Origin of the sequence: Roseimarinus sediminis (genome assembly GCF_050433125.1) — a bacterium.
Taxonomy (GTDB): Bacteria; Bacteroidota; Bacteroidia; order Bacteroidales; family Prolixibacteraceae; genus Roseimarinus; species Roseimarinus sediminis.
This window is the reverse complement of record NZ_JBNPXV010000001.1, coordinates 86,248-100,938: the sequence shown is the minus strand read 5'-3', so window position 1 is coordinate 100,938 and position 14,691 is coordinate 86,248. Positions and strand designations below refer to the sequence as shown.

The window sequence follows — 14,691 nt, the reverse complement described above, 5'->3', positions numbered from 1 at the left end:
TTCAGTGCAAATAGTAGCGGTAAAGGCGGTTGTAGAAGTAGCGTTTTAAGCTTTCTCCCTTTCCGCGCTTCCATTCTGATCCTTCACATTCATATTTTTCGTAGCCATATTTTTCAACAATAAAAGCCAAATGCCGGTTGATGAATGCCGCTTCGATGGGAAGCAGTTCCTTCTTCCATTTGTCGAGGTTCGAGGCATCGATGCCGCTGAATTGTTTGTTGCTGGTACTGTTTCCTTTCCATTGCACTCCCTGGGAAGTAGGTACAAGCAGCGTTTCTTCAAAGTTCAGGTCGAGAAAATTACAAATCTGATCAAGGGTGTTTTTCGGATTGGTGAGCAGATCCTCGTACCTCACAAGCAGATAATTTTCAATGTTTTTCTGGTTCTTCTCGAGCCAGTAGAAGTTGTTGCTCAGTGTATTAAATAGTTTGTCGATGAGCGGAAAACCAAAGCCGATGCTTTTGTATTTTCGGAGCGCAACAATGTTGGAATACGGATTACGGACAATGTGAATGAATTTGGCAGAAGGAAAAAGCCGGCTCAGCTCGATGGCAAACTCTCCGTTTTCGACCGATTTTTCAACCACCCGCAAGCGATCGATGCCTGCTTCGTGACCCAATGAGCGGGCGATGGCGGCAAAGTAGTTTTCGATCCACTGTTCTTCGGGCAGCTGGTCGTTGATCTGCAATTGGGCCTCGAAACGGGCTGTATCGATGCGGTCTTTCATTACCGAGTCGGCATAGCGGTCGTCGCTTTGGTTCAGTAACTGCATGTATTCAATCATCGCTTTGCGGGTAGTAGCCGCCTTGCGTGGCTGCGGGCTGGTCTTCCGGTAAGGGTTTTCAACCCAGTGCTGCGACAATTCAAAATAGTGGGCCTCGAAAGGAATGGTAAACAGCTGGCTGTGTGAGTCGAAAAGACTGCGCAACAGGCTGGTTCCCGACTTGTGTGCTCCCAGTATAAAAATTGGATGTTTCAAGGTTTCTTTCTATTTAAAAATTTTTCTTTCTTTCAATTTAGCAATAACTACCTGCTTAAGGTATTTGAGGTCTTCCGATATCGGGAAATTCCAGAAAATCAGGAAGCTCACCACGACGATAAAGGTGCTGCGTACCAGCAGGTCGGGTAGAAATGGCATCGCGGGCAACAGCAGTTGAATAAAATAAATGCAAAGGTAAATGGCGATCACAAGCAGTGAATGAATGGTGAATGGCTGAAAGCCAAATTTACTGCGTAAAAACAGGAAACGCATCAGGTTGTTGAAAAGCAGCGATGCGGCAATGGCGACGGCTGCACCCACAATTCCCCAAAGCGGAATGAGCAGTCGCATGCTGACTACCACCAGCCCGATCAGTATTGAAATAAAAAGCAGGCTGGTGCGGTAGTACTTCGAAAAATTGATGATCTGGCCATTGGCTCCGGTACTCATGTCGATGAGGTAGCCCATGCCAATAAAGAAGATGACCCAGCGGCCTTCGAGATAGTCGTCGCCCAGTATGATGAGCACATTGTCGATGTTGGCCCACACGCCAAGAAACAATAATCCGCCAATAATCAGTTGGTTGAGGCAGCTTTTGTTGTAGATGCGGCTGATGGTGCCAAGGTCGTTGTTTCGCCAGGCATCGGCAATGAGCGTCCCCGAAATTTTCAACAGGGGCCTCGAAGGCATGGCAATGAGCGATCCGAAGTAAAAGGCAATGGTGTAAACACCGGTATTCGACAGGTCGAGCATTTGGTTGATGATGATTTTGTCGAGATTGAAAACAATGAGCGAGCCCATGCCGCTTACCAGCGAAAAAATGGCAACACTGGCCAGTTCCCTGCGCATTGGACGATCGAGAAAATCCAACCTGGGTTTCAGGTCGATGGCTTTTCTGCGTAAAAGGAAAAACAGAATAATGATTGCTTTGCTCATGATGGCAATGGCATAGCCAATTACAAAGTGCTCGAGCGAAATGATGCGTGTTACGTAGAGAATGGTAACGGCCAGGATCAGAAAGCGCTGCAGAAATTCCTGCAGGAAAGTACCAAAAACAGCATCGTAAAGCACCTTGTTAAAGGTGTCGAGAAAAACAAACAACATCACGGCCACTGTTAATGGAACGAGCAGGTAGAGGTATTGCACCAGCAGCGGAGAATCGTCGATGTTGGTCTCAATCAGCAGGGGTTTAAAAAGAAAGAAAGCCAAAAGGAAAAGCACAATTCCGGCCAGATGAAACAAGAGGGCAATGAACAGAAAGCCATTGTGTCCGTTTTCCTTATTTCTGAAATAGGAAAATAAACGACTGGTTACACCTGGCAAACCCAGCAGCGACAGGCTCCCAAAAAGCTGGGAGTAGGAAACCAGAAGTCCCAGTAAACCAACCACTTCGGTTGTGAGGTAGTTGGGGAAAAAGTACGAAGTGGTAATAAAACCAATGATTACCCCCAGGTACGACCAGATGGTTCCTTTGATTGTCTGACGGATGACGATGCCCATTTTTCTAAATAAAACTGCTAAATTAAGATGTTTTAGGAAAGTTATCATTTTGAAAAGAAAATCCATACGTTTTTTTACTTTTGAGGAGAATTGAAAGCTTAAACGTTGAACATTAGATAGTAGAAACTCATGCTGAAGAAGATAATGAGCAATCAGGCAAAAGGCCGCTCCATTGTAATTGCCCTGTTGTTATTTCTGGTTGTTGCCCTGGTGTATTTTGCTCCCTTGTTGCAGGGAAAAGTAATCGAAGGAAGCGATGTGACTCATTTTAAGGGGATGGCAAAGGAGCTTGTCGATCACCGCAACGAAACCGGCGAAGAGGCCTTGTGGACCAACAGCCTGTTTGGAGGCATGCCCGCCTACCTTATTTCAGTTGAATATCCCGGCAACCTGATTGGAAAAATCCAACAGTTTTTCTACAACATTCCCAGGCCGGCGAGTTATTTGCTGCTAAATTTCAGCTTGTTTTTTGTTATGCTGCTTTTGTTTAAGGTGAATGTGTGGATCAGCTTTGCTGCCGCACTGGCCTTTGGAATGAATACGGCCTTTTTTGTATGGATCGACACGGGGCACATGTCGAAAGCAAATACCATCACTTTTATTGCGCTGGTGGTTGGAGGTGTTATTTATGCCTATCGTCGTAAAGCCCTTCCGGGAAGCCTGATGGCGGCCTTTGGCCTTTCGTTTATGTTGTATGCCGGCCATCCGCAAATGACTTATTATGCGGGGCTTATGGTGATCATTATTGGAGTCACCTACCTGCTTGACGCCATCATGAAGAAAACACTGCCTGCCTTTATGAAAACATCGGCCCTGCTATTGCTGGCTGCCGTACTGGCCGTTGGGGCCAACTTCTCACGACTTTATACAACCTATGAATATGGAAAGTATTCGATGCGGGGTGAGTCGGAACTGACACCCGACGAAGACCAGACCTCGGGCCTCGATAAAAGCTACATCCTCGACTACAGCTACGACCTGGGTGAAGCGCTTACGGCTTTTATTCCCCGTTTTAAAGGCGGTGGCATGATGGAGTCGCTGAACGAATCGTCGCATCTGTACAAGGAACTGGCGCAAAGCCAGGGAAAAGCGCGGGCGGCGCAAATTGTGCAGCAGGCACCGCTCTACTGGGGCAGTCAGCCCATTTCGGGAGCGCCCTTTTATTATGGTGCTGTGCTTATCTTCCTCTTTGTTTTCGGCCTCTTTATGGTGAAGGGAAAGGAAAAATGGTGGGTAGCTGCCACTGTGCTGATTGCCCTGCTGCTTTCGCTGGGGAAATACATTCCTTCGCTGGCTCATTTTATGATCGACTATTTCCCGGCTTACAACAAATTCAGGGATGTTAAAAATATCATTGTCATTCAGCATTTTGCCATGGCACTTTTGGGCGCTTTGGCTGTGCGGGAGGTGTATCTCAGAAAGGCGGATGATCAAACCTTCATGAAAAACCTGAAATATGCCTTCGGCATTACAGGCGGATTGGCTTTGGTATTTGTGTTGTTTCCCGGCCTGGCCGGCGATTTTACCGGCAGTGCCGATGCCCGCTATGCACAAATGGGCTGGTCGCAGAACCTGCTGGATGCACTCAGATCCGATCGACGGCAGGTTTTGCGTGCCGACTCACTGCGCACCTTCATCTTTGTGACGCTTGCTGCTGCCAGTATCTGGGCATTCTGGAAAAAGAAGCTGAAGGCTCAGCATGCCATACTGCTCTGGGTGGTATTGATTTTTGCCGACATGTGGCCCATCAACAAGCGCTATCTTAATAACGACGATTTTGTTAGCCGCCGTGTTGCAGAACAACCCTACACCGCATCGAAGGCCGATCAGCAAATTCTGAGCGACAAGGATCCCGATTACAGGGTGCTGAACATTGCTGTAAATCCATGGAATGATGCTGCTACCTCCTATTTTCACAAATCGATTGGCGGATACCATGGTGCTAAAATGCAGCGCTATCAGGAGCTGATCGAATACCATTTATCGCCCGAAATTCAGCAGCTGGGCATGCGTTTGCAGAAAGTACAGTCGCAGGCTGAGGCCGATGAGGTTTTTGCCGGACTTAGCGCAATCAACATGCTGAATACACGTTATGTTATTTACAATCCAAATGCAGCGCCGCTTTTTAACCGCCATGCGCTGGGCAATGCCTGGATGCTTCATGACTGGCAACTTGTTGCCAATGCCGATGAAGAAATTGCTGCATTGGAAAAGATTGATGTAAGCCGCACTGCAGTAATCGATGAGAGCTTTCGTTCGCTTTTACCAGATCAGTTGGAAAGCGATCCTGATGCAACAATCAGCCTGACGGCCTATGAGCCCAACCGGCTGGTTTACCATAGTAAGGCCCAAAAGGAACAGCTGGCTGTTTTCTCCGAAATCTATTATCCCAAAGGATGGATTGCCCTGATCGATGGAAAAGAAGCAGCACATTTTAGTGCCAACTATCTACTTAGAGCCATGGTACTTCCTGCCGGAGAGCATGAAATTGTTTTCGAGTTTAAGCCACAGTCCTACAAAATGGGGAATGCAGTTTCGTTTGCCTCTTCGCTGATCCTGTTGCTGACAGTTGCAGGCCTCGTTTTGCGCGAAGTGAAAGAAATGAAACGAAAAAGTTTGAACGACGATGAAGAATAAAAGCCCAAGGCCGCTGAAGCGGAGATTGATCAATGCTTATTTTGTTTCAACATTGAGCATTACCCTGCTGCTTTTTCTGATCGGCCTGTTGTCGATGATGGTATTCAACGCCCAGTACCTGAACCGTTACATCCGCGAAAACATTGGTTTTACGCTGGTGCTTGACGAACAGGTGCGTGATGTCGACTTGCTGCAGTTGCAGAAGCTGCTCGCTGCACAGCCTGAAGTTAAGTCGGCCGAGTATGTCGATTCTGAAACGGCAGCCCTTCAGCTAAAAGAGGAGCTGGGCGAAGATTTTGTAGGCTTTTTAGGCTATAATCCACTAAATGCCACCATCGATGTGAAACTTTATGCGGCCTATACACATAACGACAGCCTGGCAACACTTGAGCAAAAATTTCTTCAGTTTACGAATGTTGAAGAAGTTTTTTACCAGCGCAACCTGGTGAACCTGATCAACGACAATGCACAAAAAATAAGTCTGATCCTTTTGGGATTGGGGCTGGTTATGTTGCTTATATTCATGGCTTTAATTAATAACACCATTCGCCTGTCGATCTATTCGAGACGTTTTCTGATCAACACCATGCAACTGGTGGGAGCCAACCGTTCATTCATCCGGCGGCCCTTTATTAACCGATCCTTGCTTCACGGCATGATTGGTGCGCTGCTTGCCAACGGCTTGCTGGCCCTTTTGGTGCTCTCGTACCGCCATCATTTTACCGACTTGTTCAACTACCAGTCGAATCAGGTAATTTTGCTGGTATTTGCCCTGGTTTTTATTTTCGGCATTATTATTTCGTGGTTGTCGACTTTCTTTGCCGTGAACAAATTCCTGCGCATGCGCTATGATGAATTATTTAATTGATTATTTTTACAGCTCAAATAAAAACAGTTATGTCGAAAAAGAATTCCGATACTCCTCAAAAAGAAACATTTGCCCTGGGTTGGGAAAACTATAAACTGATGCTCATCGGCCTTGTTGTAATCGTTATTGGCTTTTTGTTAATGATGGGTGGTGGCAGTGATGATCCTGAGGTGTTTAATCCCGAAGTATTCAACTTTCGTCGTATAACCCTTGCGCCGATGATTGTTCTGGCCGGTTTTCTTTTCGAGATTTATGCCATCATGAAAAAACCAAAGACATCGGAGTAGGCAAGTGTTGTTGCTTGTGCGTATTGTTGCCTTGTTGCTGCTCATTATAAGCGCTTTGTTCTTTCCTGCTGGTGTTTTTATTTTTAGAGCGCTTTAAGCGCCCTTCGTTTATTTTTCTATCCACTAGGCACTTGTTGCCTTTATTGTTATCTTTGCGGCCTGAAATTTTTATCATACACCTATTTTAAGACACTGGCAGCAAGTAAATTCATGAATCAAAGTTTAGCCGATCGCGATTTTATTTCCGGAGAAATTCTTCTGTTTGATAAGCCCCTTAACTGGACCTCATTTGATGTGGTGAACCGGGTGCGCTACCTGTTGTGCCGCAAACTGGGCATTAAAAAGCTGAAGGTTGGGCATGCCGGAACGCTCGATCCCAAAGCAAGCGGACTGGTCGTGTTGTGTACCGGTAAAATGACAAAGAAGATTGAGATCATCCAGGCAGATGAGAAAGAGTATGTCGCTCTGATAAAACTGGGAGCAAGTACCCCGTCGTACGATCTCGAAAGCGAAGAAGACGCAAGCTATCCGACAGAACATATTACCTCCGGGCTTGTTGATTCTGTATTAAAAGGATTTATAGGCGAAATCGATCAGGTGCCTCCGGTGTTTTCGGCCATTAAGGTCAACGGGAAACGTGCATTTAACTATGCCCGGCAGGGTGAAGAACTGGAGCTGAAAGCACGCCGAATTGTTGTTCACGAAATCGAAGTGCTGCGTTTTGAATTGCCGGAGCTGGAAATCAGAATCCGTTGTGGTAAGGGAACCTATGTTCGCTCACTGGCACGCGATATTGGACTTCAACTTAACAGTGGAGCCTATCTGATTGGTTTGCGGCGTACCCGTATCGGTGACTATCAGCTAGATGAGGCCTGGAGTGTAGATATTTTTGAAAAAAAATTAGCACTTTTGTAACCTTTTTGTTTTTGTGTCGTATAAGGCGACTCAGTGAACTTTCTTAAGCACTTGTAAAAGAGAGACAAAAAATGATGGGTGTGCATTGGTGAAACAGTTCAATCAGAAATAATAAATGATTGTAGGTGTGCGCCTTAATCGATGGCCGGCAGCTTTGTTGTACGGCTTATTATTGATCAAAATAGTAAACAGATGAAGCTATCAAAGTTTAAGTTTAAATTACCAGAGGAATTAATTGCACTACATCCGACGCATCACCGCGACGAAAGTCGTATGATGGTGTTGAACCGTGAAACCCGGAAAATCGAACACAGGTTGTTCAAAGATCTCATCGATTATTTCGACGATGGAGATGTTTTTATTTTTAACGACACCAAGGTTTTTCCAGCCCGCTTGTATGGTAACAAGGAAAAAACAGGTGCCGAGATCGAGGTTTTTCTTTTACGTGAGCTCAATCGCGAGCAGCGTTTATGGGATGTGTTGGTTGATCCTGCCAGAAAAATTAGAATTGGCAACAAACTTTACTTTGGCGAGGATGATACTTTGGTGGCCGAAGTAATTGATAACACCACCTCGCGTGGTCGTACGCTCCGCTTTTTGTACGACGGCCCTTACGACGATTTTAAAAAGACCCTTTACAGTCTTGGCGAAACACCGCTGCCTAAATTCATTGAGCGACCCGTAGAAGCCGATGATAAGGAACGCTATCAGACAATCTTCGCAAAACACGAGGGAGCAGTGGCTGCACCTACTGCAGGACTGCACTTCAGCAGGGAATTGTTGAAAAGACTCGAAATACGGGGAACCGAATTTGCCTACATCACCCTCCATGTGGGCCTGGGTAATTTCAGAAGTGTCGATGTTGAAGATCTGACCAAGCATAAGATGGATTCGGAGCAAATCTGGATCAACGAGGAAGCCTGTAATGTTGTAAACAGTGCAAGAAGCAGGAAGAAAAACGTTTGTGCCGTTGGAACCACCGTAATGCGTACACTCGAGAGCTCGGTGTCGACTGCAGGTGAGTTAAAGCCCTACGAAGGATGGACCAATAAATTTATTTTTCCGCCTTATGAATTCAGCGTTGCCAACTGCATGATCTCTAATTTCCATCTTCCTTTATCAACCCTGTTGATGATGGTGGCAAGTTTTGCTGGTTACGACTTTTTAATGGAAGCCTACAAGGAAGCGATTAAGGAGAAATACCGTTTTGGTACCTATGGTGATGCCATGCTTATTATTTGATATATTGCATTCGAAATAAAAGAACGAGGGCGTGTCGGAAGGCATGCCCTCGTTTTTCTTATTTGGGAACGAGCCGCAGCGTTTTTTGTGCAACGATTTCACCTTCAATTTTGGTGGTCATGGTCCAGTTTCCCATTTTATCATCGACAGGTGCCCACACACAATCGCCCAGAAAGAATTCGTAAGTATTGCTGTTAATGAAAACCTGGCCCGTAAAAGGCGGGCTCACTTTTCCGCTTTCATCCCGAAAAGGCGGGTGGTCAATCCTGAAATCGATGCGTTTGCCTTTGGCCTTTTTAATTCTGAGCACATAGCCAAATTCGGTTCCGCTTTCGGCTTCAATTGTGTTTTTTATCGACAGTAGCTTCGGAATGGCTTTGCTGTTCCGGTCCCATGGTGCATATTCACCATAACTGTACATTTCAACTTCAAATTTCTTTTTTGCCATCGCTGCAAAAATAATCAGATCGAAGCAAAAGCTAAAGTGGCAATGCTCACTTTACATTGATTGCAACGATGCAGGGTGGCTGCACAGGCTTCGAGGGTCGATCCGGTAGTGACTACATCGTCGATCAGCAACACGTGTTTTCCCGCAAATTCTTCGGGCTCATGCAGGTCGAACAGCTCACTGACGTTCTCCCACCTTTCATAACGGCCCTTGCGGGTCTGTGTTTCACTGCTGTGTTTTCGGTAAAGGTTTTTGTGGCTGATGGGTTTGTGCAGCTGCAGGGCCAGTCCTTCGGCAATGGCCAGACTCTGGTTGTAGCCGCGTTTTCTTTCTTTTTTGGGATGCAAGGGAACGGGCACCAGTACATCAGCCTCGTCGAAGTAGCTGTTTTGCATCAATTCGGCACCAAAACGCTTTCCCAGCTCGCTGCCAATGGTTCTGAATCCTTTGTATTTCAGGTAGTGCAAGAGTTTCTGGTAACGGCTTCCTTTCTGAAAAAGAAAATAGGAAGTGGCTTTTTCAAGGCGCGTTCTTCCCCAGAAAAGCTGCTCAACCGGATTGTCGGGAAGCAGATGGTAGTGGGTACGTGGCAGGTCGAGCGTACATTTGGTGCAAAGAATCTTTTCCTGTTTAACCAGCGGCATGTCACAGCAAATGCACAACCTTGGATAAATCAGTGAAAGAAAATCATCAGCCATTGTCAGCAGTCCGTTCTTCATTCTCTTTTTGTATTTGGTGACCTTTCAGGTAACATATGCCAACTTTCAATGAAAGGAAAATTCAGGTACAAGTTATGGTTTTAAGCTGTTATTAGCCAGTCTTGTAAGCGCTTATTTTAGTTCCTTTATTAAAGTAATTTGTATTCATAATTAATTAACATTGACTCGCATGAGCTAACAATTGGATAAATCATTTATAATCCAGTGCTAATGATCAGTTAACATGGCTGACGTACTTTTGGAGTGTACTAAAAGAAGAAAAACAAATGAAAAAAATAGCATTGATCGCTTTGGCTCTAATGATGATTGCCCCTGTTTTTGCTGAGAAAAAAACAAAAACAGAAGATAATACTCCAATGGTGGAAAGCGTATTAAGCGGAAAAGTAATTGATCAATTAACCGGTGAAGAACTCGTAGGTGTTGCAGTGAAGCTGCATGGAACCGAAACGGTATGTTATACCGACTTCGAAGGCAACTTCGAATTCAGTAAGCTGCAACCCGGAAAATACAAGCTAAATGTTGAGATGATCTCTTACAAGGAAGTGTTAACTCAGAATATCGATGTCAGAAACAATGAGTTGCATGAATTAAAGATTCAACTTGCTCAGGGCGAATAATCCGAATCTCACACGATTACCAGATATTTTCTCAACTCAGGCACGCTTCGGCGTGCTTTTTTTTATCTTCGTAAACCATGAAACGAAGGACAAGAGTCAGTATTCCCTTGCAGCTGGTAGCGCTCGAGAAAGAAAATTATCACCTGTTGGTTGATTCGCTTTTTGATAACAATGAAAGCGGAAAATGGACCATTGATACAGGTGCCTCAAGAACCGTGTTCGATGGGAATCTCAACCATCTTTACCATGCTGTTTCAGACCCCGAAACCGAGGTGCGATCGGCCGGCATTGGCGAAGGTCATATTGAAACAAATACCGGGGTGTTGCACCGTGTTCGTTTTGGTGCGCTTGAAATGAAAAGCTGGCCTGTAGCCATCATCGATCTGAAGCACATCAATGCACTTTATAAAAGCTATGCCAATGAGCAGATTGTTGGTCTGCTGGGAAGCGATTTTCTGCTTTCACATAAAGCAGTGATTGATTTCGAACGCATGGAATTGCTGTTTACTATTTAAAGCGAATGAGATGGGCCGAAAGCTATTCAAAATAATGGTAATGGTGCTGGGCATTTTGTTGGCCAATTTGTTAACCATCTGGATCGATGAGTACATGCTGACTTATCGCTGGAGCTATTCACCTCATTTGTTTACTGCCATCGGAATGGCCGTGGTGGTGCTGATCTATTATCCGCTGTTCTCAAAAATCGACCAGTGGGCCACCAAAGCAGGAAATAAATTCATGCGAGCGGGCAAAAAAGTTGTAGGACGTGAAATAGGTGCTTTCGTCTTTTTCTTTCTCGCCCTGCTTATTTTGTTTTTTCTCTATGGCCTCGAATGGTTCGATACCAATGTGATCGTGTCTTTTTTCAGATCGCTGTAGTGTTATTTTATTTATTCGTAGATCATTTTACGGGTCATGCCCCCGTCGATAACAAGCTGCGAACCGGTGATGAAATTGTTCTGCGGATCGGCCAGAAAGAGGCAGGCACGGGCAATGTCCTCGGGTTTGCCCACCCGCTTTGAAAAATGCTGATCATGATCTTTTGGTCGCAGCTCATCGTATTTCTCGTTGGCTATCCATCCGGGCAATATGGCATTGACCGTAATGCGATGCTCGCTGAGCGATGCCGCCAGTGCATGGGTCAGTCCCAGAATTCCTCCCTTCGATGCAGCATAGGCTTCGCTGTTGGGCTCCGACATGATGGCCCTGGTGGAGGCGATATTGATGATGCTGCCTCCCTTTTCCTTCATGTGGCGTGCCACTTCGCGCGATGCGAAAAAGACGCTTTTCAGGTTGGTGTTCAGCACCCGGTCCCATTGTTCTTCATTTATCTCAAAAATATTGGTGAACTCCGACAAGCCGGCATTGTTGATCAGCACGTCGATACGGCCAAACTGTTCGATGGTTTTCGCAACCATGCTTTCAATGTCGCTTACTTTTGAAACATCGGTTTTAATAAAGCGTGCCGATTCGCCGGCCTCAAGCAGCTCATCCATCGTTTCCCTGCCGCTTTCCTGATCAATTTCTGCAATCACCACATGGTATTTCTTCAAAGCGAAAGCCCGGGCCAACGATTTTCCAATCCCTTTACCCGAACCGCTTATAATGGCTACTTTCTTTTTCATTTACTTTCTTCCTTTTATTGAGAATGTTTGCAGCTTGTAAGTTATTTCAAGCGGCGAGCTCAAATTTAGCTTTATTTTGTTGATAAAAACAGGGATTCAAAACGAACTGCTTTTTCAATGCCGCGTTTAAACAATTATCTTTGTTACTGAAAGAATGAACAACGACGAAACAAGTCTGTCCGTTTTTTAAACACTGAAAATAAGTACTATGTCGGCCGCACAAGGAAAAAGATATGTAGAAACCCCGCTAATGAAACAATATTATGCCATCAAGGACCAGCATCCCGATGCCGTATTGTTATTCAGGGTAGGAGATTTTTACGAGACCTTTGGTGAAGATGCCATCAAAGCAGCCGAGATATTAGGGATTACACTTACTCGCAGGGCCAATGGTTCGGCCAGTTTTGTTGAACTGGCCGGATTTCCGCATCATGCGCTCGACACCTATCTGCCAAAGCTGGTGAGGGCAGGGCAACGGGTGGCGGTGTGCGAGCAGCTCGAAGACCCTAAAATGACCAAAAAGATTGTCAAGCGGGGAATTACCGAGCTGGTTACTCCGGGGGTTTCAATTAATGATAACATCCTGAATCACCGCGAAAACAATTTTCTGGCATCGGTTCATTTCGACCGTAAGATGGCCGGTGTGGCCTTTCTCGATATTTCAACCGGAGAGTTTTTATGCGCCGAAGGGACCTACGAATATGTCGATAAACTGCTCAATTCGTTTCAGCCAAAGGAAGTGCTTTTTCAACGAGGGAAAGATGCAGCTTTTAGCGAGTACTTCGGGCACAAGTATTATACTTTTACACTCGACGACTGGGTTTACACTGCCGATGCCGCCAACGACCGCCTGCTGCGCCACTTTGAGGTGAAATCGCTGAAGGGCTTTGGCGTGCAGCGCTTCGAATACGGGGTAATGGCTGCGGGAGCCATCCTTCATTACCTCGATATAACCCAGCATCACCATATCAAGCACATTTCGAACCTGGCACGCATCGAGGAAGATCGTTTTGTGTGGCTCGACCGTTTTACCATTCGGAATCTTGAACTGATCAATCCCATCAACGAGGGCGGAAAGACCCTGATTGGAGTACTCGACCGCACCTTAACGCCCATGGGTGCGAGGATGCTGCGGCGGTGGGTGTCTTTTCCCTTAAAAAATGTACAGTCGGTAAATAACCGCCTCGATGCCGTTGAGGTGCTGATTAACGAAACAGAGCTAAAAGAACAGATTGCAATGCAGGTGCGCGAGCTGGGCGATCTCGAGCGGATCATTTCAAAAGTGGCTGTTCAGCGCATTAACCCGCGCGAGGTGGTTCAGTTGAAGATTGCCTTGCAGGCCATTCGTCCCATTAAGGCGCTTTGTGCTGCTTCGGAAAATAAAACGCTTGAAAAGTATGCCGAACAGTTGAATCCCTGCCAGTCGATAGCTGAGCGAATCGAAAAGGAAATATATCCCGATCCGCCTGCGCAAATTAACAAGGGAAATACGATTGCCGAAGGAGTGAATGCCGAATTGGACGAGCTGCGTACCATCAAACGCTCGGGGAAGGATTTTTTGGTAAAAATGCAGGCACGTGAAATTCAGCGCACCGGAATTTCGTCACTGAAAATCAGTTTCAACAACGTTTTCGGCTACTACATTGAAGTGCGTAACACACACAGGGACAAAGTTCCTCCTGAATGGATCAGAAAGCAAACACTGGTTAGTGCCGAACGTTACATCACCGAGGAACTGAAGGAGTATGAAGCCAAAATCATGGGAGCCGAAGAAAAAATCCTTCAGCTCGAAACCAGGCTTTACAACGAACTGGTGAATGCCTTAAGTGAATACATTCAGGCCATTCAGCTCAATGCAAATATTTTGTCGCAAATCGACTGCTTGTTGTCCTTTGCCACCGTATCGTCGGAGTTCGATTACCACCGGCCGGAGGTCGACGAAAGCGAAGTGATCGACATCAGGGAAGGCCGCCATCCGGTCATTGAACGCCAGATGCCCATTGGCGAGAACTATATCTCGAACAATGTAAGGCTAAACCGCGACGAACAGCAGATCATTATCATTACCGGGCCCAACATGTCGGGTAAGTCGGCCCTGCTGCGTCAAACTGCCCTGATAGTACTAATGGCACAGATTGGCTGTTTTGTGCCTGCTCAAAGTGCGCAGATTGGTTATGTCGATAAGATTTTCACCAGGGTGGGTGCATCCGACAACATTTCGCTAGGCGAATCAACCTTCATGGTCGAAATGAATGAAGCGGCCAGTATCCTGAACAACCTCTCCGACCGCAGTCTGATTTTACTCGACGAATTGGGCCGGGGTACCAGCACCTACGACGGGATATCCATTGCCTGGTCGATTGTTGAATACATTCACGAACATCCGAAAGCCAGGGCAAAAACACTTTTTGCCACGCATTATCACGAACTCAATGAAATGGAACATGCTTTTGGCCGCGTGAAAAACTACAATGTGACGGTTAAAGAGATCGACAACAAGGTTATTTTTCTGCGTAAGCTCATCAGGGGAGGCAGTAACCATAGTTTTGGGATTCATGTGGCCCGCATGGCCGGGATGCCCAAAAGTCTTGTAAAAAGGTCCGAAGAGATATTGAAACAGCTTGAGGATACCCACCGAAAAGAATCGCTGTCGAAACCACTCGATACGATTGGTACTGAGCGGGAAGGGATGCAGCTCAGCTTTTTTCAGCTCGACGATCCGGTGCTGAAACAGATTCGTGATGAAATCGTCCATCTCGATATCAATAATCTGACTCCGATTGATGCTTTGAATAAACTCAATGAAATAAAGCGGATTGCGGGTCTGAAATAGCAGTGCTGGTCTTTATTATGA

The 14,691-nt window shown here is 45.9% G+C and carries 15 protein-coding genes; 9 read left to right on the top strand and 6 right to left on the bottom strand.

Going from position 1 to position 14,691, the window contains the following annotated elements; translation table 11 throughout:
• Nucleotide 1: 1 nt before the first annotated feature.
• The gene (locus FHS86_RS00375) at nucleotides 2-979 is read right to left on the bottom strand and encodes a sulfotransferase family protein (protein WP_429409945.1); all 978 of its coding nucleotides are present in this window, start codon (nucleotides 977-979) and stop codon (nucleotides 2-4) included.
• 9 nt (nucleotides 980-988) lie between these two features.
• Nucleotides 989-2,527, bottom strand: a complete 1,539-nt coding sequence (locus FHS86_RS00370; protein WP_429409943.1) for a lipopolysaccharide biosynthesis protein — start codon at nucleotides 2,525-2,527, stop codon at nucleotides 989-991.
• Between the two features lie 81 nt (nucleotides 2,528-2,608).
• Between FHS86_RS00370 and FHS86_RS00365 the strand changes: the two genes are divergently transcribed.
• From FHS86_RS00365 to FHS86_RS00355, 3 genes are read left to right on the top strand one after another with little or no spacing between them, the layout of a single operon-like run.
• Nucleotides 2,609-5,116, top strand: a complete 2,508-nt coding sequence (locus FHS86_RS00365; RefSeq protein ID WP_429409941.1) for a YfhO family protein — start codon at nucleotides 2,609-2,611, stop codon at nucleotides 5,114-5,116.
• Nucleotides 5,106-5,984, top strand: coding sequence for a cell division protein FtsX (locus tag FHS86_RS00360; RefSeq protein WP_429409939.1), 879 nt, complete (start codon nucleotides 5,106-5,108; stop codon nucleotides 5,982-5,984). Before FHS86_RS00365 ends, FHS86_RS00360 begins: the two co-directional genes overlap by 11 nt.
• 29 nt (nucleotides 5,985-6,013) lie before the next feature.
• Nucleotides 6,014-6,271, top strand: coding sequence for a DUF3098 domain-containing protein (locus tag FHS86_RS00355; RefSeq protein ID WP_429409937.1), 258 nt, complete (start codon nucleotides 6,014-6,016; stop codon nucleotides 6,269-6,271).
• Here the strand turns inward: FHS86_RS00355 and FHS86_RS00350 are convergent.
• On the bottom strand, nucleotides 6,243-6,446 hold the full coding sequence (locus tag FHS86_RS00350; RefSeq protein ID WP_429409935.1) for a hypothetical protein: 204 nt from the start codon (nucleotides 6,444-6,446) through the stop codon (nucleotides 6,243-6,245). The two genes, FHS86_RS00355 and FHS86_RS00350, sit on opposite strands and share 29 nt — an antisense overlap.
• A gap of 35 nt (nucleotides 6,447-6,481) precedes the next feature.
• Here FHS86_RS00350 and truB point away from each other — a divergent pair, with 35 nt between their 5' ends.
• Both truB and queA read left to right on the top strand, forming a co-directional pair.
• Nucleotides 6,482-7,186, top strand: a complete 705-nt coding sequence (gene truB, locus FHS86_RS00345) for a tRNA pseudouridine(55) synthase TruB (RefSeq protein WP_429409933.1) — start codon at nucleotides 6,482-6,484, stop codon at nucleotides 7,184-7,186.
• 192 nt (nucleotides 7,187-7,378) lie between these two features.
• The gene (gene queA, locus FHS86_RS00340; RefSeq protein ID WP_429409931.1) at nucleotides 7,379-8,428 is read left to right on the top strand and encodes a tRNA preQ1(34) S-adenosylmethionine ribosyltransferase-isomerase QueA; all 1,050 of its coding nucleotides are present in this window, start codon (nucleotides 7,379-7,381) and stop codon (nucleotides 8,426-8,428) included.
• A gap of 58 nt (nucleotides 8,429-8,486) precedes the next feature.
• Here the strand turns inward: queA and FHS86_RS00335 are convergent, their stop codons facing one another.
• Nucleotides 8,487-8,876, bottom strand: coding sequence for a DUF3859 domain-containing protein (locus FHS86_RS00335; RefSeq protein WP_429409929.1), 390 nt, complete (start codon nucleotides 8,874-8,876; stop codon nucleotides 8,487-8,489).
• A 14-nt stretch (nucleotides 8,877-8,890) separates the two neighbouring features.
• Complete coding sequence (locus tag FHS86_RS00330) at nucleotides 8,891-9,595, bottom strand: ComF family protein (RefSeq protein ID WP_429409927.1); 705 nt, start codon at nucleotides 9,593-9,595, stop codon at nucleotides 8,891-8,893.
• Nucleotides 9,596-9,861: 266 nt separating this feature from the next.
• Here FHS86_RS00330 and FHS86_RS00325 point away from each other — a divergent pair, with 266 nt between their 5' ends.
• The 3 genes from FHS86_RS00325 (at nucleotide 9,862) to FHS86_RS00315 (ending at nucleotide 11,091) form a co-directional block, all read left to right on the top strand.
• On the top strand, nucleotides 9,862-10,212 hold the full coding sequence (locus FHS86_RS00325; RefSeq protein ID WP_429409925.1) for a carboxypeptidase-like regulatory domain-containing protein: 351 nt from the start codon (nucleotides 9,862-9,864) through the stop codon (nucleotides 10,210-10,212).
• 77 nt (nucleotides 10,213-10,289) lie between these two features.
• A complete protein-coding gene (locus FHS86_RS00320) occupies nucleotides 10,290-10,727 on the top strand; it encodes an aspartyl protease family protein (RefSeq protein ID WP_429409923.1) in 438 nt (145 codons plus the stop codon).
• Nucleotides 10,728-10,737: 10 nt separating this feature from the next.
• The gene (locus FHS86_RS00315; RefSeq protein ID WP_429409921.1) at nucleotides 10,738-11,091 is read left to right on the top strand and encodes a hypothetical protein; all 354 of its coding nucleotides are present in this window, start codon (nucleotides 10,738-10,740) and stop codon (nucleotides 11,089-11,091) included.
• Between the two features lie 11 nt (nucleotides 11,092-11,102).
• Here FHS86_RS00315 and FHS86_RS00310 read toward each other — a convergent pair whose 3' ends face one another.
• On the bottom strand, nucleotides 11,103-11,837 hold the full coding sequence (locus tag FHS86_RS00310) for an SDR family NAD(P)-dependent oxidoreductase (RefSeq protein WP_429409920.1): 735 nt from the start codon (nucleotides 11,835-11,837) through the stop codon (nucleotides 11,103-11,105).
• Between the two features lie 208 nt (nucleotides 11,838-12,045).
• Here FHS86_RS00310 and mutS point away from each other — a divergent pair, with 208 nt between their 5' ends.
• Nucleotides 12,046-14,670, top strand: coding sequence for a DNA mismatch repair protein MutS (gene mutS, locus FHS86_RS00305; RefSeq protein WP_429409918.1), 2,625 nt, complete (start codon nucleotides 12,046-12,048; stop codon nucleotides 14,668-14,670).
• The last annotated feature ends 21 nt before the right edge of the window (nucleotides 14,671-14,691 follow it).

What these genes read in the sequence shown, in the direction of transcription:
- FHS86_RS00370 (WP_429409943.1), bottom strand. Translation starts at nt 2,527, where the DNA reads ATGATAACTTTCCTAAAACATCTTAATTTAGCAGTTTTATTTAGAAAA.
- FHS86_RS00365 (WP_429409941.1), top strand. Translation starts at nt 2,609, where the DNA reads ATGCTGAAGAAGATAATGAGCAATCAGGCAAAAGGCCGCTCCATTGTA.
- FHS86_RS00360 (WP_429409939.1), top strand. Translation starts at nt 5,106, where the DNA reads ATGAAGAATAAAAGCCCAAGGCCGCTGAAGCGGAGATTGATCAATGCT.
- FHS86_RS00355 (WP_429409937.1), top strand. Translation starts at nt 6,014, where the DNA reads ATGTCGAAAAAGAATTCCGATACTCCTCAAAAAGAAACATTTGCCCTG.
- FHS86_RS00350 (WP_429409935.1), bottom strand. Translation starts at nt 6,446, where the DNA reads ATGATAAAAATTTCAGGCCGCAAAGATAACAATAAAGGCAACAAGTGC.
- truB (WP_429409933.1), top strand. Translation starts at nt 6,482, where the DNA reads ATGAATCAAAGTTTAGCCGATCGCGATTTTATTTCCGGAGAAATTCTT.
- queA (WP_429409931.1), top strand. Translation starts at nt 7,379, where the DNA reads ATGAAGCTATCAAAGTTTAAGTTTAAATTACCAGAGGAATTAATTGCA.
- FHS86_RS00335 (WP_429409929.1), bottom strand. Translation starts at nt 8,876, where the DNA reads ATGGCAAAAAAGAAATTTGAAGTTGAAATGTACAGTTATGGTGAATAT.
- FHS86_RS00330 (WP_429409927.1), bottom strand. Translation starts at nt 9,595, where the DNA reads ATGAAGAACGGACTGCTGACAATGGCTGATGATTTTCTTTCACTGATT.
- FHS86_RS00325 (WP_429409925.1), top strand. Translation starts at nt 9,862, where the DNA reads ATGAAAAAAATAGCATTGATCGCTTTGGCTCTAATGATGATTGCCCCT.
- FHS86_RS00320 (WP_429409923.1), top strand. Translation starts at nt 10,290, where the DNA reads ATGAAACGAAGGACAAGAGTCAGTATTCCCTTGCAGCTGGTAGCGCTC.
- FHS86_RS00315 (WP_429409921.1), top strand. Translation starts at nt 10,738, where the DNA reads ATGGGCCGAAAGCTATTCAAAATAATGGTAATGGTGCTGGGCATTTTG.
- FHS86_RS00310 (WP_429409920.1), bottom strand. Translation starts at nt 11,837, where the DNA reads ATGAAAAAGAAAGTAGCCATTATAAGCGGTTCGGGTAAAGGGATTGGA.
- mutS (WP_429409918.1), top strand. Translation starts at nt 12,046, where the DNA reads ATGTCGGCCGCACAAGGAAAAAGATATGTAGAAACCCCGCTAATGAAA.